Annotated in this window: 19 protein-coding genes, 1 tRNA gene and 2 riboswitches; of the genes, 12 read left to right on the top strand and 8 right to left on the bottom strand. The window is 63.5% G+C overall.

What is annotated here, in order from left to right; all coding sequences use genetic code 11:
• Window positions 1-80: 80 nt before the first annotated feature.
• The 4 genes from PAN31108_RS11210 to PAN31108_RS11195 form a co-directional block, all read right to left on the bottom strand.
• Complete coding sequence (locus tag PAN31108_RS11210; protein ID WP_150668931.1) at window positions 81-683, bottom strand: BPSL1445 family SYLF domain-containing lipoprotein; 603 nt, start codon at window positions 681-683, stop codon at window positions 81-83.
• 406 nt (window positions 684-1,089) lie between these two features.
• Window positions 1,090-1,506 carry a hypothetical protein gene (locus PAN31108_RS11205; RefSeq protein WP_150668930.1) on the bottom strand — a complete coding sequence of 139 codons (417 nt, stop codon included), beginning with the start codon at window positions 1,504-1,506 and terminating at the stop codon, window positions 1,090-1,092.
• A 42-nt stretch (window positions 1,507-1,548) separates the two neighbouring features.
• Window positions 1,549-2,403 (bottom strand): response regulator, encoded by an 855-nt coding sequence (locus tag PAN31108_RS11200; RefSeq protein WP_246183899.1) that lies wholly within the window; start codon window positions 2,401-2,403, stop codon window positions 1,549-1,551.
• Between the two features lie 128 nt (window positions 2,404-2,531).
• Window positions 2,532-3,635, bottom strand: coding sequence for an ATP-binding protein (locus PAN31108_RS11195; protein ID WP_246183891.1), 1,104 nt, complete (start codon window positions 3,633-3,635; stop codon window positions 2,532-2,534).
• Window positions 3,636-3,973: 338 nt separating this feature from the next.
• On the opposite strand from PAN31108_RS11195, the gene PAN31108_RS11190 reads away from it, so the two are divergent.
• Window positions 3,974-4,711, top strand: a complete 738-nt coding sequence (locus PAN31108_RS11190; protein WP_174994932.1) for a flagellar basal body L-ring protein FlgH — start codon at window positions 3,974-3,976, stop codon at window positions 4,709-4,711.
• Window positions 4,711-5,244, top strand: coding sequence for a hypothetical protein (locus PAN31108_RS11185; RefSeq protein ID WP_150668927.1), 534 nt, complete (start codon window positions 4,711-4,713; stop codon window positions 5,242-5,244). The genes PAN31108_RS11190 and PAN31108_RS11185 overlap by 1 nt, the downstream gene beginning before the upstream one ends.
• On the opposite strand, the gene PAN31108_RS11180 is transcribed toward PAN31108_RS11185, so the two are convergent.
• Complete coding sequence (locus tag PAN31108_RS11180; protein ID WP_150668926.1) at window positions 5,144-6,376, bottom strand: hypothetical protein; 1,233 nt, start codon at window positions 6,374-6,376, stop codon at window positions 5,144-5,146. The two genes, PAN31108_RS11185 and PAN31108_RS11180, sit on opposite strands and share 101 nt — an antisense overlap.
• Before the next feature lie 521 nt (window positions 6,377-6,897).
• Between PAN31108_RS11180 and PAN31108_RS11175 the strand changes: the two genes are divergently transcribed.
• From PAN31108_RS11175 to PAN31108_RS11165, 3 genes are all read left to right on the top strand, one after another.
• Entirely contained in the window at window positions 6,898-8,214 is a 1,317-nt protein-coding gene (locus tag PAN31108_RS11175) for a tyrosine-type recombinase/integrase (RefSeq protein WP_150668925.1), read from the top strand.
• 99 nt (window positions 8,215-8,313) lie between these two features.
• Complete coding sequence (locus PAN31108_RS11170; RefSeq protein ID WP_150668924.1) at window positions 8,314-9,378, top strand: hypothetical protein; 1,065 nt, start codon at window positions 8,314-8,316, stop codon at window positions 9,376-9,378.
• Between the two features lie 85 nt (window positions 9,379-9,463).
• A complete protein-coding gene (locus tag PAN31108_RS11165) occupies window positions 9,464-10,144 on the top strand; it encodes a hypothetical protein (RefSeq protein ID WP_150668923.1) in 681 nt (226 codons plus the stop codon).
• Between the two features lie 188 nt (window positions 10,145-10,332).
• Here PAN31108_RS11165 and PAN31108_RS11160 read toward each other — a convergent pair.
• Window positions 10,333-10,408, bottom strand: a tRNA-Arg gene (locus tag PAN31108_RS11160).
• Between the two features lie 393 nt (window positions 10,409-10,801).
• Here PAN31108_RS11160 and PAN31108_RS11155 point away from each other — a divergent pair.
• A complete protein-coding gene (locus tag PAN31108_RS11155; RefSeq protein ID WP_150668922.1) occupies window positions 10,802-11,695 on the top strand; it encodes a c-type cytochrome in 894 nt (297 codons plus the stop codon).
• 112 nt (window positions 11,696-11,807) lie between these two features.
• Here PAN31108_RS11155 and PAN31108_RS11150 read toward each other — a convergent pair whose 3' ends face one another.
• Both PAN31108_RS11150 and PAN31108_RS11145 read right to left on the bottom strand, forming a co-directional pair.
• The gene (locus tag PAN31108_RS11150; RefSeq protein WP_150668921.1) at window positions 11,808-12,584 is read right to left on the bottom strand and encodes a metallophosphoesterase; all 777 of its coding nucleotides are present in this window, start codon (window positions 12,582-12,584) and stop codon (window positions 11,808-11,810) included.
• Between the two features lie 510 nt (window positions 12,585-13,094).
• Window positions 13,095-15,203, bottom strand: coding sequence for a UvrD-helicase domain-containing protein (locus PAN31108_RS11145; protein ID WP_150668920.1), 2,109 nt, complete (start codon window positions 15,201-15,203; stop codon window positions 13,095-13,097).
• Window positions 15,204-15,670: 467 nt separating this feature from the next.
• On the opposite strand from PAN31108_RS11145, the gene PAN31108_RS11140 reads away from it, so the two are divergent.
• The 6 genes from PAN31108_RS11140 to PAN31108_RS11115 all read left to right on the top strand — a co-directional run bounded on the left by PAN31108_RS11140 (window position 15,671) and on the right by PAN31108_RS11115 (window position 25,620).
• Window positions 15,671-16,549, top strand: coding sequence for a hypothetical protein (locus tag PAN31108_RS11140; RefSeq protein ID WP_150668919.1), 879 nt, complete (start codon window positions 15,671-15,673; stop codon window positions 16,547-16,549).
• Between the two features lie 79 nt (window positions 16,550-16,628).
• A riboswitch (glycine riboswitch) is annotated at window positions 16,629-16,725 on the top strand.
• Window positions 16,726-16,733: 8 nt separating this feature from the next.
• Window positions 16,734-16,846: riboswitch (glycine riboswitch) on the top strand.
• A 181-nt stretch (window positions 16,847-17,027) separates the two neighbouring features.
• Window positions 17,028-18,134, top strand: a complete 1,107-nt coding sequence (gene gcvT / locus PAN31108_RS11135) for a glycine cleavage system aminomethyltransferase GcvT (RefSeq protein WP_150668918.1) — start codon at window positions 17,028-17,030, stop codon at window positions 18,132-18,134.
• Window positions 18,135-18,208: 74 nt separating this feature from the next.
• Window positions 18,209-18,592, top strand: a complete 384-nt coding sequence (gene gcvH, locus PAN31108_RS11130; RefSeq protein ID WP_150668917.1) for a glycine cleavage system protein GcvH — start codon at window positions 18,209-18,211, stop codon at window positions 18,590-18,592.
• A gap of 102 nt (window positions 18,593-18,694) precedes the next feature.
• Window positions 18,695-21,622, top strand: a complete 2,928-nt coding sequence (gcvP, locus tag PAN31108_RS11125) for an aminomethyl-transferring glycine dehydrogenase (RefSeq protein WP_150668916.1) — start codon at window positions 18,695-18,697, stop codon at window positions 21,620-21,622.
• A gap of 140 nt (window positions 21,623-21,762) precedes the next feature.
• The gene (locus PAN31108_RS11120; RefSeq protein ID WP_150668915.1) at window positions 21,763-23,166 is read left to right on the top strand and encodes an L-serine ammonia-lyase; all 1,404 of its coding nucleotides are present in this window, start codon (window positions 21,763-21,765) and stop codon (window positions 23,164-23,166) included.
• 390 nt (window positions 23,167-23,556) lie between these two features.
• Window positions 23,557-25,620 (top strand): hypothetical protein, encoded by a 2,064-nt coding sequence (locus PAN31108_RS11115; protein ID WP_150668914.1) that lies wholly within the window; start codon window positions 23,557-23,559, stop codon window positions 25,618-25,620.
• Window positions 25,621-25,630 lie beyond the last annotated feature (10 nt).

Raw genomic sequence — 25,630 nt, 5'->3', positions numbered from 1 at the left:
CCATGACAAAGCGGCGCCACCCGGGAGACGGGTGACGCCGCGTTTCCTTTGGAGACGACCGTGTCGCGCGGGCGTCAAAGTCAGATCTTGAGCTTCGTGACCTTCGTGCCTTCGATGTTCAGGTTGGCCATGAGGCCGGCGTTGGTCATCACGATCACTTCGACCGGCGAGGTGGCGGTGTTCAGGTCGACAGCGCCGTTCGCACCGATCTTGACCACGGCCACGGAAGCGTCGGCCCCGGCGGTCCAGCCGTCCGTACGCTGGAATTTGTCGAGAGCGTCCTGCGTCATGAACAGGAAGACGACCGCCTTCGATTGCGCACCGATCTGCAACCCGAACGAAGCGGTCACGGTGTTGTAATAACCCTGCGTGGCGCCGCCGACGCGCAACGCGCCTTCGCCGTACTCGCCCCCCACGACGAAGCCGGCTTGCAGCACGGACGGGAACACGAGCACGCCACGGGCCTTGCTGACCAGTTCGCGCGAGCCCTTCACGGACGCATACATCTTGTCGAGCGCGCCGTTCACCGCAGCATCGATCTCGCGGCGCTTGTTGGCGTTCGCGCCGGCCGAGTTGTCGCTCTTGTCGGCTTGCGACGGAGTGGTCGTTGTGCAGCCGGCGAGTGCGAAGGCGGCAGCGGCGACAGCGACGGAAGTTTTCATCAGGAATTCGCGTTTTTGCATTTTCTCCCTCCGGAAAGCGTGTGCCGGGCGCAGCGGTGTTGCGGCGACACGGCGTGGATGCGGATAAAACGTCAGACCGATGAGATCGCCTCTGACGAGGCGGCGCCCAACGGCGGTGAAGCGGATGATGAGGACGGTCGTTCGGCATCCGACGGATGCCGGGGTCAAGGAACGAAGTCGAGGCGCTCCGATGGGACGTGTGCGTGTGACGTGTGCGACGACTTCAAAGTCGACCGGCCAGAGAGCGTAGCGTGTCATCCGATTCGCGATCCTGTGGGATCGCGGGCTCGGACGACATTGCATCGGCGTGACGTCGATTATGCGGTCTCTATGGCGATTGTCAAGAAAATAGCGCGATAAGTTTCGTCAACGTGTTGCTAACTTCTGTTAATTTGTAGGCATCCTCCTACGTGCACTCGCGCATGTATTGCTCCTTGAGCGCTTTGCGCGGATTGGTGCGTGTAGGAATGTCGACGCGATTGCCTGCGGGCGAATCGACGCGTTGATCGCGCGTGTAGACGGGCTTGTCGGGGGTGTTGGCGATTTTGTCGGCGAGCGCCTTGCAATGCTCGCGTTTCGAGGGCTCTGCGGTGCCCGCGCTCGCTTGCTGGGCAGCGGCCTGATCGCGCGCGGCCTGAGAGCATTGCTCGGGCGGCAGCGCACGACCGACGCTGTCGAAGCACACGGGGGTTTGCGACATGGCAAAGCCGCTTGCGCCGAGCAGGGCGCTCGCGACGGCGGCGTTGCGCAGAGATTTGAAGCATATGAGCCGCGTGATGCGACTCGGGGACATCGGGGACAGCGTGGCGGTGCGGCGTGGCATCGACATTCTCCTCAATGGATCCCCGCGATGGCGCGGGAGCGCCTATTCTGGCATCGCCGCCGCCGGATTGTCGATAGTCGCGACGCCTTGCCGCGCCACGGGGATGAGCGATGCCGGCGACGCCTGCGATGTCCCCGGACGATCCGTGCGCAATTCCAGCCGGTAGCCTACGCCGTAGATCGAGCGCACGATTTCCTCGTCCGGGCGGATTGCCTGCAGTTTGCGTCGCAGGTTCTTGATGTGACTGTCGACGGTGCGATCCGCGACCACGCGGTGATCGTCGTACATGCGATCGAGCAGGTGCGCGCGCGGGAACGTCTTGTCCGGATGACTGGCCAGCGTGGCGAGCAGGCGCAGCTCGACCGGCGTGAGCGGCAACTCGTGGCCGTCGAGTTTGGCGTGATGACGCACGGCGTCGATCACCAGGGCAGGCGTCGGCGGGGCGACGGTCATCGCGTTGGCGGCCGTGCCGGCAGGGCCGGCGGTGCCGCGAACGCGGCGCAGGATCGCCTTGACGCGCGCGACGACTTCGCGCGGACTGAACGGTTTGCAGATGTAGTCGTCGGCGCCGAGTTCGAGGCCCAGCAGACGATCCGTCTCCGCGGCGCGCGCGGTCAGCATCACGATGGGCACTTCGGAGATTTCACGCACGGCGCGGCACACTTCCAGGCCGTCCATGCCGGGCAGCATCAGGTCGAGCAGCACCAGACGCGGTTCGGTCACGCGCACGGCGGGCAGCACGTCGCGGCCGTCCGTGAGAATACGGCACGGCATGCCCGCCACACGCAGATACTCGGCGAGCAGCGCGGCGAGCTTCGGTTCGTCCTCGACGATCAGGATCGGGGCGCTGTCGGCGAGCGACGTTGCGGGTGGCGTCGACGCGATCGACGGGCCCATGGTCTGGCCGATGGATTGGCCGCCCATTGACGGAATCGACGGGGCGATCGGCGAAGACGCGGCCGGGGAGGGAACGGGCGTAAGACTCTGCAAGGGGATCGACGAGTGCGTGTGCATAAAGGGCAGGCTCAACTCAGGGTCGTCAGGGCTTGGGTACCGAAACAGGTCGAGGCCGCGCCCAGTGCGCAGGCCGATGATGTCGTGGCAATGGCGACGTCGTTGTGACGCGGCAGCGTGATCGACAGTGCCAGGCCGCCCAGTGGCGAATGCCGTGCGACGATCTGCCCGCCGTGCGCTTCGACAATGTGTTTGCACAAGGCAAGTCCCAGGCCGGCGCCCCCACTGCGGCGGCTGCGCGACACTTCCACGCGGAAGAGTCGCTCGAACAGGCGCGGCAGGGCTTCGTCGGGCACACCGGGTGCGGAGTCTTCGATCTCGAGATGCAACTGTGCCTGCGCCGACGACAAATAGACACGCACCGCGCCGCCACCGTCGGTATAACGCAACGAATTCTCAAATAGATTGCCGATGAGTTGCGTGAGGCGGTGCAGATCGCCGTCGACGATGAGCGTGTCGTCGGGCAGATGCACGTCCAGCGCAATGCCCTTGGCTTCGAACCAGTCGCGGAATGCCGCCACCGAGGTCGCCACGCGCTCCGTCATATCCACCGGGGCAAACTCATAGGTGAGGGCGCCGACATCCGAGAGCGACAACTCGTAGAGATCGTCGATCAGCTTGGACAGTTGAGAGATTTCGACACGCAACGAGGCGAGGGCGTCCTGCGTGAGCGGGCGTACGCCGTCCTCCATCGCTTCGATCTCGCCGCGCAATATGGAGAGCGGCGTGCGCAGTTCGTGGGAGATGTCGGCGAGCAGGTTGCGACGCAACTGATCGTTGCGGGCGAGCGTGTCGGCCAGGCGGTTCAGATCGACGGCCAGCCGGGCGAGTTCGTCCGCCCCGGCCGTGGGCGCACGCACGCTGTAATCACCCATCGCCATGCGGTGCGTGGCTTCCAGCAATGGGGTGACGGGCACGAGCAGACGTTGCGCCACGCGCAGGGCGATGGCGCCGAGCAGCGCGACGCCGAGAATCGTCAGGTACATCAGGTTGTCGCCGCGCAGCCAGCCGTGGCCGGTCATGGCAGAGCGCACGACGACCGTCGTGGCCGCCATCGTGACCAGTCCCGTCGCGAAGATCGCGAGGAACAGCTTGCGGGTGATGCCTGAGTTCATGCGCTTGATCAGTCTCGCTGAAGGCAATGCCGGGCACTGCCGTGTAACGAAAGGAAAGACATGCCGGCCGGGCATTCACGAGCGCCCCTGCCAAGGTCGGCGCGCCATTCTCTCAGCTTCGGAGCGCGGCGCGTCGTGCCTCCACAAATTTTCCTCTATTTGTGCGCAGTGGCTGCACGCCCCCTTCTTACTATCGGTGAAGACGCTGGCCGCCATGCCGGCTTCACGGTACGTACGGGCTTCTCGGGACTTCTCGGGACGTAAGGGCCGACACACGTTCATCTCTTTCGAAAGATATCCGGATGCGGCATCCGGGGCCGGCGCGGGGGCGCCTCACCATGTCGAAACTGTCGATGCTATCGCGCACGTTAGCGCGCGTCTTCCCGCGCGTGGTTCATTTCACGCGGCGCAGGTTTGCCGCTGCGGCGGCCCTCCTGACGCTCCTCGGCGCGGGCGGAATGCTCGCCGGGTGTGCCAGCACGCAGGTCACGGCAACGCCGATGGCCGTCATGCCGATGCCGCGTGTCGCGAATGTCCAGACGGCGGGTTCCATCTATCAGCCGACCACGGCGACGAACTGGTTCGAGACGCCCGTCGCGCATCGTGTGGGCGACTTGCTGACGATCGCCGTCTCGGAGACCTCGTCGGGCACCAGCAAATCGCAGAGCGACACCACACGAAACGCCAGCGCGACGGCCAAGAGCGCCAAGGCTGACGGCGCCGACTCGGTGCTCGAGCGCTGGTTCAATATCGGCCAGCAGGCCAGCAGCTTCAAGGGCAACGGTACGGACACGTCGAGTTCGGTACTCACCGGCACGATTGCGGTGGCAATTGTGGAGGTGCTGCCCAATGGGGCCTACGTGGTCGGTGGCGAAAAGCAGGTCATGCAGGGGCGCAATATGGAGACGTTCCGCTTTACCGGCGTGGTCAACAAGTTCGATATCTCGCCCTCCAACGTGGTGGCGTCGAGCAAGGTCGGACAGGCCAAGGTGGCGCGCGTGGACGAGGGCCAAGTCGCCAACGGCAGCAGCGGCGGCTGGCTGCAATCGATTCTGCTCGACGTATCGCCGTTCTGATGAAGCGCCTCGCGATGGTGCTGGCGCTGGCGGCTGCGGCCAGCGCGACCCTGGGCGGATGCCTTTTCGCCACGCCTGCGCCGGTGATCGCCGCGCAGGTCGCCGCCACGATGGTGTCGACGGGCGTGGTGCTCTCGGACCAATTGCCGTCGGTGTCGCCGCCGACCGAGTCGGCCGCGCCGGAACTGCTCTCGCACGCCATGTGCATCGAGCTGTCGTCGGACGGGATCTCCGATTTGTTACCCGCGATTCAGGCGCGACTGCGGGCTTACGGCATCGTGAGCACCATCTACAGCCCCGGCACCTGGCCGACGGGCTGCGTCGTGCTCAATTACTCGGTGCGCCGCGCGTGGCGCAATTCGCTGTGGGGGAATGCGCCGAGCGAATACCTGGCGTATGCGACGCTGACCTTGAGTCAGAACGGCTCCGTCATCAATACGGTGTATTTCGATGGGCGCTCCTCGACGGTGGAGTCATGGTCGGCATCGAACTCGCGGATGGCGCAGCTCGTGGATCGGCTGGTGGTGTTCTGAGCACCGCGCCGTGGTCGGCGTACGGCGTCCCCGTCGGCCGTCCGGCCATGGCCAGGCGTCGTTCAGGGTGAAGCACATACTGATCCAGATGCACTTGCGTGACGCCGGACACTAGGGAGAGATCTTCCCGTGAAAGATGCGGGAATGCCGCGTACACGCGCCGCGCGTACGCGGTTCGGTTTTCGTTGGGTTCGCGGCGAAGCCGGGCGCGCACGCTTTCCAGCTCGGGTGTCAACGTGCAGAACGCCGGATCGGCGCGAATGTTCGACACGTGGGCGCCGGAGAGCTGAGAGAGTTGAATCGGCGTGAGTCCGGCGTGGACCGTGTGCAGACGGCGCGCGTAATGAAGCGAAGGCTCGTCGATGCTCTGCGGCGTGCTTTGCGCGACATGTTGCAAGTCGCGCGGGAGCGCGCCAGGCCCTTGCGGCCGGATGTTGGGGGAGCGCGCGGTCGAGAGCAGTTCGATTTGTTCGTCCGTGAGGGTGGGACGCTCGGCGCGCAGGCGCGCTGCGTACTTTCTGCCCGACTCCCGAGGCGCCGGCGGGGATTGCAGCAGGACGTACGCCATGTCCGACGTGAGCCGTTGGCGCGCCAATGCGGCCCTGATGTGGGAGCGGGACGCCCCCGACACGTCGGCGATGTCGTCGATGTCGAGCCACGGAAACTGCTCGTGCAGACGTCTGGCGCATCGGATTCTGGATTCCTCGGGCAAACGTCGCATCAACAGCGCGATGCGCGCGTCCGGACACGCGAGCCCCATCGTCTGGACTTCCCTGTCGTTATGCTCAATGTGCTCCGTTCGCTCCGTTCGCGCGGTCTGCTCGGGCAGGTCGGTTCCCTCCCCGATGGCGGGCTCCGCGTCGATCGACGGCGCGGCGAGCGCAGTGAAACAACCATGTGCACTTTCAGGCGGCGCATATGCGGCGTCGGCAAATGAGCTTCCGAAGGGAGGCGTGCCGAGAGCGGGCCGGGCTGCCGTCAGGGTTCGCGCAAAATCCTCCAACCCGTGGGAAGGGCCGGGCGTGCCGATGTCGGTCTCGGAAGCGAGGGACGCAGGTTGCGGCGAGGCGTCGGTGGACGATTCCGGCAGGAAGGGGCGCCAGAGGGGCTGGGCGCTCGGAAAAGTGTTCATGTGCGACGTCACCTTGCAGCGGATGGCGCGCTGTGCGTTGTCATCGCCGAATCGCGGCGAGCGGGACCGCCGTCCGGGCCATCGACCGGATACCGGATCGTGGCACGCGAAGGCATCGGGCGGCCTTCGAGATTCGCCCAATCCCGGTCTTTACGTCGGCAATGACGCCAGTAACGACGCCGCCCACTAAGCCACCAACTAAGCCACCAACGGAAAAGGAAAAGGGGCGGGAGGATACGACGGCATGCGAAACGCTGAAAGCGACGGTTCGTAACCCATTGAAACGATTGGCGCGCCCGACTGGAATCGAACCAGTGACCCTCGGCTTCGGAGGCCGGGAAAAACGGTGTTTCCAGGCATTGATGTATGCTCATGTAATCCGGAGATTCATTGAAAAATAAGGAGAAAATCCCATTGACCTTCGGCCTTCCTGTTGACCAAAATTGATCTGTTTTCACATAATCGGGTTACATAGGGGTTACAAGTGGCCATGTGACCCGATTCCCGAGTGAGAGCGGATTTTGGCAAAAATCAATTTCACGGCGGCGCGTATCGAGGGACATAGCTGCCCCAGCGATAAGGCGCAGTCGTTTTTGTGGGACTCCCGCGCTCCAGGCCTGGGACTACGGACGACGCCAGCCGGTGCGAAGACGTATGTCTTTCAAGGCAAGCTACACGGGCGAACCTTGCGGCTCACGCTGGGAGATCCGCGCAGCGTTACCATTGAACAAGCTCAGGATGAGGCCCGTCGAATGCAGCGACTCGTCACCGCTGGTATTGATCCGCGCGTTGAAAAGTCGGAAACGATGGAGGCGAGAAAAAAGGCGATTGAGGAACGTCGCCGGTCAGAGGAGCGCGGCACACTCGTGGCCCGTGTTGCCTGGAATGCCTACATGGCGGAGCCTCACGAGCAATGGAGTGACCGTCATCGGCTAGATCATGTGAACGCCGCTGCCCCGGGTGGAGAATCAAAGAAGCGCGGGAAGGGACTCACGAAAGCGGGGCCGTTGGCACCTCTATTGGCTTGCCCGCTCGCGTCCATCGACGCGGCAGCCGTGCGGGAGTGGGTGCGCAGTGAGCGTGAGACACGAGAAACCGTAGCGGTAAATGCATTTCGGAAATTCCGTACCTTCGTCAACTGGTGCGCGAAGTCGCAGCACTATGGCGTCATCGTGCAACCCGATTGTTGCAGTGATGAAGCTGTGAAGGGCTCCATACCCAAGCAGCGCGCGAAAGAAAACGATTGCTTACAACGCGAACAACTGGCGCCGTGGTTTCGCGCCGTTCGAGCAATGCCGAACCGAGTGATATCGGCATACCTCCAAGGATTACTCATCACAGGCGCGCGCCGCGAGGAACTGGCGGCGCTTCGCTGGGTTGATGTTGATTTTCAATGGCGCAGCGTGCAATTGTCGGACAAGGTCGAGGAGGCTGGCCGAACAATACCGCTCTCCCCCTACCTGTCGACACTGCTGGCGGCGCTGCCACGTCGGAATGAATGGGTGTTCTCCAGCCCGTTGGCTGCCGACGGGAAGCTGACAGAACCGCGAATTGCCCATACGAAGGCTTTGGCTATTGCCGGCCTGCCCCACGTTTCCCTGCATGGCCTGCGCCGCTCCTTCGGGACGCTTTCTGAGTGGTGTGAGGTTCCGGTGGGCGTGGTGGCCCAAATTCAAGGGCACAAACCTAGCGCGCTTGCAGAGAAGCATTACCGCCGGCGCCCGCTTGATCTTCTCAGAATGTGGCATGACAAGGTTGAGGCGTGGATGCTGGAGCAGGCCGGCATTGAGTTCGACACCGCCATTGCCGACAAACCACCGCTGCAAGTGGTGAAGTAACCCTATCGATTTACCACCGCCTAGCTTTAGCGGGCGAAACGCCGGACACCTTCACCGGTTTGGCGGTGGTTCCCAATGAAGGGCGCTTGAAGGGCGCGAATGAACAACGATACGCTGATTCCACTGGCGTGTGCTGCGGAGTACCTTGCGCGGAAGAGATTCGGCGACGGAACCCCCACCACTGTTGCCTTGACTGCACTGGCGGCGCTAGGTGGCGGTCCCGGTCGCTACACTCCGGTATACGCCGCACGCGTTCTAGCAGAACGTCGCTATGCAAAGCAAATTGATGCTCTTGTCGCGACCCGCAAAATCACTCTGTTCGATCCGGCGACGGGAAAGCCCACCGCGAAGGCGGATGGCGCACAGGTGCATTCATCGGAGTTGGACGAAATGTTGTCCACGGCGTCGCTAGATGCGAGCACCGATCGAGAATTGAAGGAAGCTGCGGCAGGCTGGATTGGTGTGGAGGAGTTTGAGCGAAAGCTTATGGCGCTTCATGACAATGGTGCTTCTCAGCCAGCGCTTCTATTCGAGTGGTTCCGGTTCGATACGTGGTCCGTTGATGATGCTTTAAGGCTGTTGGTTGGAATAGACCCAGAGCATGATTTTTGCGTTGCTGAAGCGGAGGGCGCCGATTCGACGCGGATTGTAAGTGCTAGACACCTAGATGGTTCGCTCGTTGACTTGAATGGCTGGCGCAACGCTAACGTAATCAAAGATATTCTCAGCGGTGAGCCTGGGCGAACGCTTTTTGCCGACGAACTCTCTGTCACGTCATCCGATCTATTGGAGCTATCTGGACGGCTGTCTAGCGTGCAGAGGATTTGGAATAGCGGCAATCATGCCGCCCGTAACGCTCCGGCCTACTACCTTGAATGGGCATCGAGGAAGGGTATCGATATCCCCTGGTTATCGTGGGCGGTAGGTGAGCGACTTGTCGCGGATATGCCTGAGTACAGCATCACAGGTAAGCGGCATCTCTCGAGATCAGCAGGTATCTCGGAGGGAACGGTTATGCCGTCCAGCAACGATGGAGGCTGGCAGTCGTCCGCGAGAATGATTGCCGACGAGCTTTATGATCGCGACACCGCCGCCGGATGCCGGGATAGCCTGAGAGGGTATCCGGAGCTATCTGCCGTTTCTTGCGGACGGGGACGTTGTTAGCGTGCTGATATCGGCGGAGTGGCCCACGCTGCTCAAACATTTTGTTCGAAACGAAATACTGTGGCAGGGCCGAACGGTCATATGCTTGGAGCCCATCAGGAAAAAGGGGAAACGCAAGCTCAGGATCGTGGAAATCAATCGATTTTTCCCGGAAGAATCTTCGAGCAATTTCCCATCTGACGCGATTGGTGGTCTATGTCTTAGCCTGTACGACCACGAGCGGCGGGGGCTAGATCGCCATGTCGCGAGTATGCGCGCAGCGGGTATGGTCATGGCGAGCCAAGGAAATGCGCTGAAAAGCCATGGGTTTGCGTTTTTATGGCAGGATCCCCGTGAAGGGATGGCGCCCTATTGCTTCACCATTGCGAATATTGCGTCGTTCCAACTTCTTGGGGAGCTTTTGGTGGGCTCTGGACCATATAGGCCGACCAACCTCATGCACAAGCAACTACTCGACGTTGTGAAAATACACGAACCCGACGGGCACGGATTGAGCCTTCACGCCGTTGCACGGCGAGGTAGCGAGTTCCTTCATGGGTTATCGCCAAGGATCGATCACGCTGGCCAGGATTGGGACGACCTTAAGCAAGATATGGACGACCACGAAGGCGGAATATTGGGCTTCTATGCGTGGGGATTCTTCGCTGATGCATTCCACGAGCGCCTCCGCGCGGAATACGAGCGAGGGAAGCGCGACACTGCGCCCGATTGTCCGAGAATTGGGCGGGCGGTTGTTGACAAACTCATCGACGGTTGCGTGACCTAGCCCGAAAACATGCAAGTGTTATGCAAGGGCTGTGGGCCGGTCTGCTCCTGAGTGCTAGCGTATAGCGCCACCCGGGAGCGCCGAATCCCCTTTCATGCTTTGGTGAGAATCGGGTTACAAGCGGGTTACATCTGGCATTACTCATTGGACAATCGTAACGACCCTGCAACCTAACCCATTGAAAATAATGGTGCGCCCGACTGGAATCGAACCAGTGACCCTCGGCTTCGGAGGCCGATACTCTATCCCCTGAGCTACGGGCGCTGTGCTGATCGCCGGTGAGGAATGCGCGAGCGCGCGTACCGGCAAGCAAAGAGGTAGAAGCATAGCGGTTTTGCCGCTTGACGTCCATGCCCCGTGCATTCCCCTGCCTCACAATGCGGCAATTCGCTGTCGGAAGCCCGTCGCGCGCGGTTTTGCTGTGCATGCAATGCGGCCGCACTTTGCGCACGAAGCACGCGGAACACTGCTTTGGCTTTCGCGTAAGTTAGGGAAAATACGGGACTTTTGCGGCGTCTGCGCACCGCCTCAGCGTGTCATCGGCCAAGGGTTTGTTGCTACAATGGTTCGTTATTTTGACTGGATGGTGCCAGCTTCCGATGCGAGCTATCCGGTGTGATGCACTCGGTTTCCACAAAAACTATTGAGAGATCCCGCATGAGTGAAGCACATAACGAGCACGAGTCCCTGATCAAAACACCCAAGCAGCTCATCGCCGCAGTCATTGCCGGTTTTCTCGTCCCTATCGTCGTCATCGTTCTGCTGGTCAATTACGTGGGCAACAACGCCCTGACCGGCGCCGGCAGTTCCGCCATGACCGAAAAAGCCATCGCCGAGCGCATTGCGCCCGTGGCGCATGTCGAGATCAAGGACGCCAGCGCACCGCGCGTCTACCAGACCGGCGAACAACTCTACAAAGCCGTTTGCGCGGCCTGTCACGCCGCCGGGACGGCGGGCGCGCCGAAAGTCGGCGCCAGCGAGGATTGGGCGCCGCGCATCAAGCCCGGTTACGACGAAATGCTCAAGATCGCGCTGGCCGGTAAGGGCGCGATGCCCGCCCGCGGTGGCACCAGCCCCGACGACGTGACCGACTACGAGATCGGCCGCGCCATCGTCTACATGGCGAACGCTTCGGGCGGCAAGTTGCCGGAACCCGCGCAGCCTGCACAGCCCGCCGCTGGCGCCGCCGCACCGGCCTCCGGCGCTGCTGCCGCTTCGGGCGCGGACGCGGGCAGCGCCGCTGCCGCCGCTGCGGCAATGGCGTCGCTCAAGACCGCCGCTCCGGCGGCGGCCAGCGCCGGAGGCAATCTCGACGCGGGCAAGAAGCTCTACGACACCGTGTGTATGGCCTGTCACGCCAGTGGCGTGCTGAACGCGCCGAAGTTCGGCGACAAGGCCGCCTGGGCGCCGCGTATCGCCACGGGCATCGATACGCTGCATACCGCCGCCATCAAGGGCCTGAACGCCATGCCGCCGAAGGGCGGCGCGGCGGGCGCGTCCGACGACGACGTCAAGGCCGCCGTCGACTATATGGTGAACGCGGCCAAATAAGCGTTGCGGCGGTCGCCCCCGCAAGCGTTATCGCAATAACAATCCCCGCCAAGGCGGGGATTGTTGTTTCCACGTTTGCCGACGTGGGCCGGCGCTCCACGTGCGCTAAACCTCATACCCGCACGATCATCTGCGGATCGAACGCGGGATTCTCGATGCGTCCCTCAAAGCAATAGCCGCGCGGATTGCACAGCACCCGGGTGCGACCGACGCGGTAATCGAACGAATCGTGCGTATGGCCGTGGACCCACAGCGCGGCATCGGACTGGTCGATGAGCGAGGTCAAATCCGAAATGAACGCCGGATTGACGAGCGATCCCGCAAAGCGGGGATGAATGCTCTGCGGCGTCGGTGCGTGGTGCGTGACAACCACCGTCGGGCCGTCGTGCGGCACGGCCAGCGTGCGGGTGAGCCAGGCGATGTTCTCGCGACACAGCGCCGCGCAATCGTCCGGTGTGAAGAACGGCAGGTCGGACCACGGGGCGGCCGGGTCGCCGACGCGAATCCGCGTGAAGTCGCGCACGAATTTCTGCGACTCCTCGATCACGGCGCCATGTTTGCCCTGCGCATCGTACAGCGCGAAATCGGACCACAATGTCGTGCCCACGAAACGCACGCCGTCGATCGTCAACGTGCCACGGTCGAGCACATGCACGTTGCTGCCGGCGGCCAGACGTCGCAATTCGGCGAGCGTGCCGGCAAGCGTCGCGCCATAGAACTCGTGGTTGCCGGGAATGTAGACGACCGGGCGCGGCAGTTGCTTTGCCCACTCGATGGCTTGCGCCGGACGGCTGATGTCGCCGGCGAGAATCGACACGTCGGCATCGACCTCGGGAATGGCCAGCGGGGCCACGGACAAATGCAGGTCGGACAGGATATGCAGTCTCACGCACCACGCTCCACAACGCTTGGGGATGGGGGCCGCACACGCGTCGCCGCGATGCGCGTCGGTCGCGAAGTACGCCGGACGCGGCGGGAAGGTGTGGGCATTGGACCGAAATCAACGCAATTCGCGTAATGTTTCGCCCGTTTTTTACCGACTATCGCCCGCGCCGCGCCGATGGTCAAGATATCTTTGTCTTCGAAAGAATGCGCTCCTATAGTGAAACTTCACCTGAGTTTCATCCGACAAGAGGAGGCGAGCCTATGCGAAAACTGTTGGTTGCAGTCCTGCTTTGTTTGACCGGTCTTGCGGGAGTCGTCGTGGCGTCGAGCCCGGCTGCCGCATGTGGCCAGACGTCTTCGGGTAGTGGCAAGTAGCGGTTCCAGCAGCAAGCCAGCATTGGCTTCACGGCGCGCCTGCCGCCGCCGACAGCCCCGGTAAGGACGTCGCCGTTCCTCAGACCAGCCCCCGTACGCGGGGGCTATTCGTTTGCGGCGTGCGGTGTGAATTGTGGACTTAGGCGCCTGAGGACGAGGGTGACTTGCTCGCGCCGCCGGAGAGCATGGCTTTCAGGCTGGCGAGGCGGTCCTTGGGCGACATGGGGGCGTCTTCGGGGGGCGGGGGCGGCGCTTCGTCGAGTTGCATCTCGGGCACGAACCGTGACACTTCGCACGAGTATGTCTCGCGGGCGCGTTTGCGCTTCTTGCACCACGACAGTTGCAGCGTGCGTTGCGCGCGCGTAATGCCGACGTACATCAGCCGGCGTTCTTCCTCGATTTTCTCGGCGGTGACTTCCTCGTCTTCGCGAAGGTGCGGCAGGATGCCTTCCTCCACCCCAACGAGGAACACGTGCGGATATTCCAGCCCCTTCGACGCGTGCAGCGTCGACAGGCGCACCGCGTCGGGATCGTCGCCGTCGCGGCCCTCGAGCATCGACATCAGGGCGATGGTCTGGGTGAGTTCCATCAGGCTTTTGGCGTCGTCGTCCGGCGCGTCGAGCGAGTCGAGACCCTCGGCGGTGGCCGACGTCTCGCTGCGCGTGCCCTTGCGCTTCATCCACTCGAGGAATTCGAGCACGGTGGTCCAGCGCGACTGTGCCTGACGCTCGTCGAACGTGTCGTACAGATAGGCCTCGTAGTGGATGCCTTCCATCAGATCGTCGATGACTTCGTTGGCCGGGTCGCGCGCCGCACGCGCCGCAATGCGCTGGATGAAGTCGCAGAACGCGCGCAGCGGGTCGAGCTGACGCGCCGGCAAACGCGCTTCGACCGCCCCCATATAGACGGCCTCGAACAGCGACACCTTGGCTTGTCCCGCGAAGCTGCCCAGGACTTCGAGCGTGGTGCTGCCGACGCCGCGCCGTGGCGTGGTCACGGCGCGGATGAATGCGGGATCGTCGTCAGGATTGGCGAGCAGACGCAGATACGCGCACAGATCCTTGATTTCGGCCTTGTCGAAGAACGACTGGCCGCCCGAGAGCACGTACGGAATGCGCTCACGGCGCAACACCTGCTCGAAAATGCGCGCCTGATGGTTGCCGCGATAGAGGATGGCGTAATCGCGAAATTCCGCACGTCGCTCGAACTTATGGGCCGACAGACGGAAGACGACCGACTCCGCTTCATGCTCTTCGTCGTTCATCGCCGTGACGGTGATCGGATCGCCCAGACCGTGCTCGCTCCACAGTTTCTTCTCGAAGATTTTCGGATTCTTCGCGATCACATTGTTCGCCGCCGTCAGAATGCGCGACGTCGAACGGTAGTTCTGTTCGAGTTTGATGACCTTGAGCGTCGGGAAGTCGACCTGCAACTGCTTGAGGTTTTCCAGCGTGGCACCGCGCCAGCCGTAGATCGCCTGATCGTCGTCGCCCACGGCGGTGAACGCGGCGCGCGGGCCTGCCAGCAGTTTGAGCAGCAGGTACTGACACGTGTTGGTGTCCTGATACTCGTCGATGAGCAGGTAGCGCAGCTTGTTCTGCCAGCGATCGCGCACGTCTTCGTCGCGCTCGAACAGCTCGGCGGGCAGACGGATCAGGTCGTCGAAATCGACGGCCTGGTAGGCCTGCAACGTCGCCATGTAATTGCGGTAGACGAGGGCGGCCTGATGTTCGTCGGCCGTCTCGGCGGCGGCCAGCGCGACTTCCGGTGTGACGAGCCCGTTCTTCCAGAGCGAGATGGCTGTCTGCACGCCGCGAATCATCGCCTTGTCGGTCGTGCCGAGTTGCTCCTGAATCAGACCGAAGCAGTCGTCGGCGTCGAGGATCGAGAACTGCGGCTTGAGGCCGACGTTCTCGGCTTCGCGCCGCAGAATCTGCACGCCGAGCGAGTGGAAGGTGCAGATCGTGAGCTGATTGACGGGGACCTTGCGGCCTTGTTTGCCCGGCGTGGTGAGCGTCTTGCCTTCGAGCTGCTTGGCCACGCGCTCGCGCATTTCGGCGGCGGCTTTGTTGGTGAAGGTCACGGCCGCGATGTGCTTCGGTTCGAACCCTTTCGCTTCGATGAGCCAGGCGATCTTCTGCGTGATCACGCGCGTTTTGCCGCTGCCTGCGCCGGCCAGCACGAGACAGGGGCCGTCGAAATAGTGCGTGGCTTCGTTCTGGGCAGGATTGAGCGGAAAGGACGACATGGTGTGACGCGATGGGGACGAAGGGTGACGACAAAAGCCATGGACGCGCGCGGCACGCCTGCCGGAGAGGCCGCGATTCGGCTGCCGCTCGAACGTCCTGCGGTTCGGTGGTGTGACGATTCGGTGGGGCCGCGAGGCCTCTGGCAGCGGATCGCGGGCGGATGCCCTGCGGATCATCGACGAGGCATGCGCCGGGTGGTGGGCAAGTCTATCACGCAGACGACACGCCCCAGTGACACGCCAAGGGCGTTGCCAAGGCGTGCGATGTTCGCAGTGCCCCCGGTATCCACTGTGGGGCGGACGCGACGCAGCGCCGCGAAGGTCACGGGACTGGCTGGCGTCGGCATGGACCGGGTGCCTATAATGAAAAACGTTGCCATCGTGGTGAGGTCGCCGTGCAATGCCCAACCTGCGGGACGAACAATGCGACGCGTGCACTGCACTGTGTGAAGTGCGGCGCAACACTCTTGGACGCCGAGCCCGGTTTCCGGGATGCCGATCCGGCCGCCGCGCCAACTGCGGCAGCAGTCCCGGCAGCGCAAGATGCCCCCGCCGTGCCCGGACCGGTCACGCCATCTCCGGCCCGGCAGCGTTCGCGGCGCGAGCGCGACGGGGAACCCGGCTGGCTCAATAGCGCACTCGTCATCGGGACGGCGGTCTTCGCCGCCATTGCGCTGCTCGGCATCTGGTGGAATCTGCGCGCCCCCTACGTCGACCCCGTTCCCAAGCCGCCCGGCGGACTGGCCGTCACGCCGTTCAATGTCGGCAACAACGCCCCGGTTGCCACGCCGCAGGGCGCGTCGGCAAGCGAAGCGTCCACCGCGATGGCGCGGGCGCAAGCGCTGGCGGCTGTGGACGCCGCCGCATCCGGCGCGGCCGCCGAGATTGCCGCCACGGTCAGCGTGACCAGTCCCCCGCCATTGACCGCATCTGCCGCGACGGCGGCATTGACCGCAGCGGCGCCGCCGCTGCCGCCACCACCGCCACCACCGCCGCCGGCCGCGACGAAGCGTGCGCCCGACGAGATGATGCAGTTGCTCGACCGACGCGACGGCCCGGGCGTGGGCAACGGTTCGGCGCGTCCCACCGCCAACGCCGATTTGCCCGCGCATTACGACGGCAGCGACCCCGGCCCGACGGCCGCGACCGAGGCGCAGCCACCGGCGATCGCGCCGGCCGCGTCCGCTGCGTCGGCTGCTACGGCGATCGCCGCCGCACTTGCCCAATGCGAACGCTATCGCTGGTTCGAAGTGATACCAAAGCAGCGCTGTATCTGGGCCGTGTGCAATGGGCGTTGGGGCAAGGATGGCTGCCCGACGGGCGAAAATCCCGGTCAGGCGCGCTGACGGCTTGACGGAAAATATTTGGAAAATCGGGCTGTATTTACGTCAAATTGACAGCCCCCGGCTTTCCCCGTAAAGTGCGCGAGCGTGGTCGGGAGAGCGCGCCGGGAAGCACATACCGGCGCCGCCGAAGGGGTAATACCCACAAACTCTCAGGCATCAGGGACCGGCCGCGCCGAAGGCATCGCCTTCGATCTCTGGAGAGCGGTTGCGGCGTACGAGATACGCGGGCAACCCACCGAAGGGGCCGGTCAGTACGTACCGGGCAATCTCTCAGGTACCAAGGACAGAGGGGTCATCTCGCCAACTGGCATTGCGCAGGGCAAGTGCACAAGCACGTGCCGCAAAGGAAGTCTGCGCCAAGTGCCGGTCGTCGAGATGACCCCTTTTTGCATTTTCGGACGTTGCGCATCGCGTGCATCTCGCGAGGCGGCCGCTTCCGGAACTCATGAACCTTGACGCCTGACGGCCAGATGCCCCGATGACCGAACTCAAACGCACTCCGCTTAACGATACGCACCGCGCCGCCGGTGCCCGCATGGTCGATTTCGGCGGCTGGGACATGCCCGTGAACTACGGCTCCCAGATCGAAGAGCACAACGCCGTTCGCACCGACGCCGGCATGTTCGACGTCTCGCACATGTGCGTGGTCGACCTGCACGGCCCGAGCTGCCGCGAATTCCTGCGCTTCGCCGTCGCCAATAACGTCGACAAGCTGCAAACCCCGGGCAAGGCGCTCTACACCTGCATGCTCAACCCGAGCGGCGGCGTGATCGACGACCTCATCATCTACTTCATCGCCGAAGACTGGTTCCGCATCGTCGTGAACGCCGGTACGGCCGACAAGGATCTCGCGTGGATCGGTCAGCTCAACGCGCACGGCGACTACAGCCTGACGATCACCCCGCGCCGCGATCTGTCGATCGTGGCCGTGCAGGGGCCGAACGCGCGCGCCAAAGTCTGGCAGGCCGTGCCGGGCAGCCAGGCCGCGAGCGAAGCCCTCAAGCCGTTCAACGCCGCGTTCGCCAAAGACACCGCCTTCGGTGAGCTGATGATCGCGCGCACCGGCTACACGGGCGAAGACGGCTTCGAAGTCGTCGTGAGCGCCGATCACGTGGCGGCGCTGTGGAAGGCGCTGGTCGCAGCGGGCGTGCGTCCGGCCGGTCTGGGCGCGCGCGATACGCTGCGCCTGGAAGCCGGCATGAACCTCTACGGTCAGGACATGGACGACGACGTGTCGCCGCTCGACGCCGGTCTCGGCTGGACCGTCGAGAAGGAGAGCGACCGTACGTTCGTCGGCAAGGATTCGCTACTCACGCGCGGCCAGACGTGGCGCTTCGCGGGTCTTGTGCTCGACGGCAAGGGGGGCGTGCTGCGCGCGCATCAGGTCGTGGTGACGGACGCGGGCGACGGTGAAATCACCAGCGGCACGTTCAGCCCGAGCCTCCAGCAGTCGATCGCTTTCGCCCGTCTGCCGAAGGGCGTGCCGGACGGCGCGACCGTCCACGTGCAAATTCGTGACAAGCAATTGCCCGCACGTGTGGTCAAATTACCGTTCGTGCGTCACGGCAAGGCCGTGGTGGCCTGAGATCGGCGCCACGGTGCGGCGACACGAACGACCGAAAACCGAATACCCCAAACACTGAATTCCGGAGCGTCAACATGGCGAACATCCCCGATAACCTCAAGTACACCGAGTCCGACGAATGGGCCCGCCTCGAAGCCGACGGCACCGTGACGGTCGGCATTACCGATTTCGCACAGGAGTCCCTGGGCGACATCGTCTTCGTCGAGATGCCGACGGTTGGCAACACGGTCGCGTTCAATGACGGCGTCGCCGTGGTCGAGTCGGTCAAGGCGGCCGCCGACATTCACGCGCCGATCGGCGGCGAGATCCTCGAAGTCAACGAGGAAGTGCGAGGCTCGCCGGAACTGGTCAACGGCGATGCGTACGGCAACTGGCTGTTCCGCGTGAAGCCGTCGAACGCGGCCGAACTGGACAAGCTGCTGAACGCCGAGCAATACGCGGCGAAGATCGGCAGCTGATGCCGGTGCGCGACGCCGCAGGGCTTCGGCCCGCCCGGCGTCGCTGGCTTTCCGGTACTGCCCCCGCCGTCACTTGCCGTGATCGAACGAGAGATCTGACTCATGAATGCTTTGACCGATTTGCATGCCCCGCGCCGCTCGCTCGCCGAGCTTGAGCAGCGCGACAACTTCTCCGCGCGCCACATTGGCCCGGACACCCCTGAACAACAGGCGATGCTCTCCGAGCTTGGCTACGCGTCACGCGCCGCGCTGATCGATGCCGTCGTACCCGCTTCGATCCGTCGCGACGGCGCGCAATTCGCCACGTCGCTCGGCCAGTTCGCCGCCGCCAAAACCGAAACGCAGGCCCTGGCGCAACTGCGCGCGCTCGCCGACCAGAATCAGGTTTTCAAATCGTTCATCGGTCAGGGCTACTACAACACGTTCACCCCCGGCGTGATTCTGCGTAACGTGCTCGAGAACCCCGCCTGGTATACGGCCTACACGCCGTATCAGCCGGAAATCTCGCAGGGCCGCCTCGAAGCGTTGCTCAACTACCAGCAGATGATCATCGACATGACGGGGCTGGCCATCGCCAACGCGTCGATGCTCGACGAAGCGACCGCCGCAGCCGAAGCGATGACGCTGGTCAAGCGCACCGGCAAGTCGAAGTCGAACACGTTCTTCGTGGCCGACGACGTGCTGCCCCAGACCATCGAAGTGGTGCAAACGCGCGCCAAGCCGCTCGGCATCGAGGTGCAGGTCGGCCCGGCAGCCGCGGCCACCGAAGTCGATGCGTTCGGTGTGCTGGTGCAATACCCGGGTGTGGGCGGCGACGTGCGCGACTATCGCGCGCTCGCCGACGCGATCCACGCCAAGGGCGGCATGCTGATCGCCGCGGCGGACCTGCTCTCGCTCACGCTGCTCACGCCGCCGGGCGAATGGGGCGCGGACGTGGCCGTCGGTAACAGCCAGCGTTTCGGCGTGCCGATGGGCTTCGGTGGCCCGCACGCCGCCTATCTGGCCACACGCGACGAACTCAAGCGTTCGATGCCGGGCCGTCTGGTCGGCGTGTCGATCGATTCGCGGGGTAAGCCTGCGCTGCGTCTGGCGCTGCAAACGCGCGAGCAGCACATCCGTCGCGAGAAGGCCACCTCGAACATCTGTACCGCACAGGCGTTGCTTGCCATCATGGCCAGCATGTACGCCGCGTATCACGGGCCGCAAGGCCTGCGCGTCATCGCCGAGCGGGTGCATCGTCTGACGGCCGTGCTGGCCGCCGGCCTCACGGCGCTGGGCGCCGCGCCGCGCAACGCGACGTTCTTCGACACGCTCACGGTGCCCGTGACCGGTCGTGCGGATGCCGTCCACACCGTGGCGGCGGCGCGCCGCTTCAACCTGCGTCGTGAAGACGCCGACACCGTGGGCCTGTCGCTCGACGAAACCAGCACGCGCGCGGACGTGATCGCGCTATGGGAAGTGGTCGCCGAAGGCCTGGGCAAGAGCGCCGTCTCCCTGGACTTCGACGCCATCGACGCCACCGTCGCGAACGGTTTCCCGGTGACGCTCGCGCGTCAGAGCGCGTACCTCACGCACCCGGTGTTCAACCGTTACCACTCCGAACACGAAATGCTGCGCTACCTGCGCAGCCTGTCGGACAAGGATCTGGCGCTCGATCGCACGATGATTCCGCTGGGTTCGTGCACGATGAAACTCAACGCAACATCGGAAATGCTGCCGGTGACGTGGCCGGAATTCGGTCAGATCCACCCGTTCGCCCCGACCGAGCAAACGGTTGGGTATCGCACGATGATCGATCAGCTCGAACAGATGCTGGTGGCCGCCACGGGCTACGCCGCCGTCTCGCTGCAACCGAATGCCGGTTCGCAGGGCGAGTACGCTGGTCTGCTCATCATTCAGGCGTATCACGCGTCGCGCGGTGAAGCGCATCGCGACATCTGCCTGATTCCGGCATCGGCACACGGCACCAACCCGGCATCGGCGCAGATGGCCGGGATGCAGGTCGTGGTCGTCGCTTGCGACGCCAACGGCAACGTCGATCTGGCCGATCTGCAAGCGAAGGCCGAGCAGCATCGCGACCGTCTGGCCGCGATCATGATGACGTACCCGTCCACGCACGGCGTGTTCGAAGCGGGCGCGCGTCAGATTTGCGAGATCGTGCATGCCAACGGCGGTCAGGTGTATGTCGACGGCGCGAACATGAACGCGATGGTCGGTCTGTGCGCGCCGGGCGAATTCGGCGGCGACGTCTCGCACCTGAACCTGCACAAGACGTTCTGCATTCCGCACGGCGGCGGCGGCCCGGGTGTGGGTCCGGTGGCGGTGGGCGCGCATCTGGCGCAATTCCTGCCGAACCAGCGCTCCACGGGTTATTCGCGCGATGCCGACGGCATCGGCGCCGTGTCGGCCGCGCCGTACGGTTCGGCGTCGATTCTGCCGATCTCGTGGATGTACGTCGCCATGATGGGCGCACAGGGCCTGACGGCCGCGACCGAGACGGCCATCCTGAACGCCAACTACCTCGCCAAGAAGCTCGCGCCGCACTATCCGGTGCTGTACACGGGCCCGGACGGTCTGGTGGCGCACGAGTGCATTCTGGACCTGCGTCCGCTCAAGGACACCAGCGGCATCTCGGTCGACGACGTCGCCAAGCGCCTGATGGACTTCGGGTTCCACGCGCCGACGATGAGCTTCCCGGTGCCGGGCACGCTGATGGTCGAGCCGACGGAATCGGAATCGAAGCACGAACTGGACCGCTTCATCGAAGCGATGGTCGCGATTCGCGAGGAGATCCGCGCAGTGGAGGAAGGCCGCGCCGATCGCGAAGACAACCCGCTCAAGCATGCGCCGCACACGGCCGATGTCGTGACCGCCGACGAATGGACGCACGCCTACGCGCGCAGCCAGGCGGCGTACCCGGTGGCGGCGCTGCGTGAGCGCAAGTACTGGCCGCCGGTCGGACGTGCGGACAACGTCTATGGCGACCGGAACCTGTTCTGCGCCTGCGTGCCGATGAGCGACTACGAGTAAAAGCGTCGCGAAGACTCGATATCCAGGGGCCGGCAGAAACATCGCTGGCCCCTTGTTGTCTCTACAGATGTCACGCGAATGCGCCAGACTGGCGGCATTCGATGCAATACAAATACGTTTCAGAACCTCAGGAAAGTGCCATGGCCGTTTCAGTTTTCGATTTGTTCAAGATCGGTATCGGACCGTCGAGTTCGCATACCGTAGGGCCAATGCGCGCGGCGCTGATGTTCGTGCAGGGATTGGATCGCGACGGCATGCTGCCGCAGGTCGCGACGTTGCGCGCCGAGTTGTACGGCTCGCTCGGGGCCACGGGCAAGGGCCACGGCACCGACAAGGGCGTGCTGCTCGGTTTCATGGGCGAAGCGCCCGATACGGTCGATCCGGCGACGATTGCGGGGCGTCTGGCGACGTTGCGCAGCACCCGGGCGCTGTCGATTCTCGGGAAGCACGATGTGCCTTTCGTCGAGAAGGAACACATGGTGTTTTACCGTCGCGAGGCGATGGCCGAGCATCCGAACGGGATGAAATTCCATGCGTTCGACGGTGCCGGCAATACGCTGCGTGAAGGGCGTTATCTGTCGGTGGGCGGCGGTTTCGTCGTCACGGCGGGCGCGTCGAACGCGCAGGTGCTCTCGGCGCACGATCAGTTGCCGTATCCGTTTCGCACCGGGCGCGAATTGCTGGAGATGTGCCGCGCGAGCGGTAAGACCATCGCTCAGTTGATGTGGGAGAACGAACTTGTCTGGCATCACGGCGAGAACGCGGAGGAAGACATTCGCCGTGGTTTGCTCAATATCTGGAGCGTGATGCAGTCGTGCGTCACGCGCGGCTGTGGCATCGGCAACGACGAAGCGGACGGTGAACTGCCGGGGCCGTTGCACGTGCGGCGTCGCGCGCCGGAGTTGTATCGTCAACTGACCCAACGAGCGGAGCGCACGCTCTCCGATCCGCTGTCGGTGATGGACTGGGTCAACCTCTACGCGATCGCCGTCAACGAAGAGAACGCTGCGGGCGGACGTGTCGTGACCGCGCCGACGAACGGTGCGGCGGGCATCATTCCCTCGGTGCTGCATTACTACGACCGCTTCGTGCACGGTGCGAACGAGCAGGGTGTGATCGACTTCCTGCTCACCGCGGGGGCCATCGGCATTCTGTACAAGCTCAACGCGTCGATTTCCGGTGCGGAAGTGGGCTGTCAGGGGGAAGTGGGCGTGGCGTGTTCCATGGCGGCGGGCGCGCTCGCGGCGGTGCTCGGCGGGACGGTCGAGCAAGTCGAGAATGCCGCCGAGATCGGCATGGAGCACAACCTCGGTCTGACGTGCGACCCGGTCGGTGGCCTCGTGCAGATTCCGTGCATCGAGCGCAATGCCATGGCGTCCGTGAAAGCCGTGAACGCAGCACGGATGGCGCTGCGCGGCGACGGCGCGCACTACGTGTCGCTCGACTCCGTGATCAAGACGATGCGCGAAACCGGCGCCGACATGAAGACGAAGTACAAGGAAACGGCGCGCGGCGGCCTGGCGGTGAATATCGTCGAGTGCTGACGCACCGCACCGCACCGCTCATGCGTGGCGCGGTGTCTTGTCTGCGTGGGCTGCGCTGGGGGGATGACTGACATTCGTTCGCGGCCGTCGGTCCGCTCGTGAAGCGTCTGCCGTTTCGACGGTAATTTGAAATCCACACGGTATCTGCCGTGTGGATTTTTTGCTTTCTGCGCCGCGACTTCCGATTCTGTCGACCCTTCTCGACAAACTCGGGCGAATCCCATCCTTTACTTCGGCGCAACCGTCGAGAATGGCGAGTTCTGATGCCTTTACTTCGACGCGCCATACGGCGCGACCGCGGTGAAAGTGAGTAGCGCGCGTAGAGGAGCGACGATGCGGAAGACGCAATCTGGGATTTTCTTGGTCTCGGCGGCGGTCGCGGTAGCGGTCGTGAGTCTGTTGATCTCGTTTTGGGGACTGAATTACTCGAGGCAGTTACGTATCGAGAAAGCCGAGAGAATCGGCGAAGCGCTCAAGGTGATGGGCGACAAGGTGCAAGGCTTCGTGGTCGAGCACCACGACAAGATCGAAGCGGTGCTGGCGAGCCCGAGCAAGACGTTCGATGTCGGCGACGTGACCTTCGGCGCCGCGACGGACGTGCACGGCAATCCCTACGTCACCAATCTGTCGGCGGGTACGCTGATCAAAGCGACGGGCGCCAGCGGCATTGGGGAACACCCGCCGGGCAATGTGGGCGATTACCGCATTCATGTCTACCGCTCGTGCAACGCCGACAAGAGTATCTGTAACGTCGAGACGCTGACGTACATCGACAAGGCGATTCTCAAGCGCTATTCCGCCGACGCCGATATGGACGCTGCCGCTATCGCGGCACGCAAGATCGGTGCGTTGGGGGGGATATCGAGCCTCGACGGCAATCATGATTTCCGCTTCATGGATTCGTCCGGCAATCTGGGCGCCGTCGCCAACCCGTCGCAAAAGGAAGGGCTGGTCGCGGTGCGCGGCGGATATGCCACGAGTGCGCTGGACGTATATGTCCGGCGCGACGGCTCCCGCAGCATGACGGGGGCGTTGAACATGGAACACGTCGACGATAAAGGGAAGAGGACGCGCCACGACATCGTGGGGGCCGGAGATATCAAGGCAAGCAACGTGATTGCGAGTGAGCGCGTCGAGACCGGGGCGCTCAAGGCTAAAGAAATTAGCGGCACCAACCTCACTGTCACGAACTCGCTGCGTGCCGGGGCGGCAACCCTTTCCGGCACGCTGGATATGGGCAAGAACGATATCGTCGGCGCACACAACATTGTTGGCGGGGGCGAACTGACGATGTCGCAGATCGATATTTCGGGCACGGCGAACGTCGGAGCACTGAAGGCGGCAAAGGGGGCAACACTGGGCGGTGCGCTCGACATGCAGCACCAGAACATCGACAAGGTGCAAAACATGACCGCCAGCGCTGTCAGTGCAGACGATGTCAGTTCCGGCTCCGGGGTGATCGAGTTGAAACAGGGGGCGGTACAGGGCCAGAAGTGCGATATCTGGGGACTGACGCGCGACGCCGAAGGCCGCCTGTTGTCCTGTCAGCGTGAGAAACCCGGAATCAATTCATGGATATGGAAACTGGCGAGCACGCCGGGAAGTGTGAAAGAGGTGCCGGTCGAGATCATCAAGGAAATCGAGAAACTGGTGAAAGTCGACGAGCAATGGAAGGTTTCGCGCTTCTCCCTGGTCCCGACCCCCGAGGGCGCACGGCACGGCAACGCGCTGTATTTCTATGTGTCGTCGCAACGCGACGCCAAGGTGCTTGCCTGCACCATCACGAACGCGAATATTCATATGACGGGCGCCATGTTGCGGGCGGGGGTCGATCAGGGCGATTACATCGTGACCCAGTCCCCCTCCGGTAAAGAGGAGTTGATCTGTCTCTCCAAAGGGACCGGCGTCCCCAGGGTTCGGGAAAACGCCTGGTACTGGTGGGGATGGCCGGGCTTCGAAGAGCATGGCGGCTACCGGCGAGAAAACGCGAAACGAGGCATGAGGGACGATTGGTACGAGCACGATACCAACAACAATACGCTGCCGCAGATTCACCGGGCGGTCAGAAGTCCGACCCGTGTGGTCGCCGACACGCAACCGACGTTCAACAACGAGCTGAAGGTCTTGTTCAGCACGTTCGGCATAGTGTCATCGCGGCGCAACATGAACGGATCGGTGCATATGGGGATGCTTAGCGGACGCAAGGTGTCCAACGGCATGTCCTGGTCGCTGGCTTACGGCATCAAAAACACGGTTTCCTGCAAGTTCAAATTCGAGTCCGAGGCCAAGAGGCGTGTCGGAGGTCGGGCCTTCATCGGTTACGAGCCGGACAGCGTCTATTGGTATATCCCTTGGGGAGACGTGTCATATACCGTGCAATGCGCTTTCACGGTGGCCGACTTGGCGAAGGCCAACGGGTTCACGCCGTGCATCCGCGATTGCCCGCTCGACTAGCCACACCGGA

Origin of the sequence: Pandoraea anhela (genome assembly GCF_902459655.1) — a bacterium.
In the GTDB taxonomy this organism is placed as follows: domain Bacteria; phylum Pseudomonadota; class Gammaproteobacteria; order Burkholderiales; family Burkholderiaceae; genus Pandoraea; species Pandoraea anhela.
This window is presented reverse-complemented; position numbering and strand designations above follow the sequence as displayed.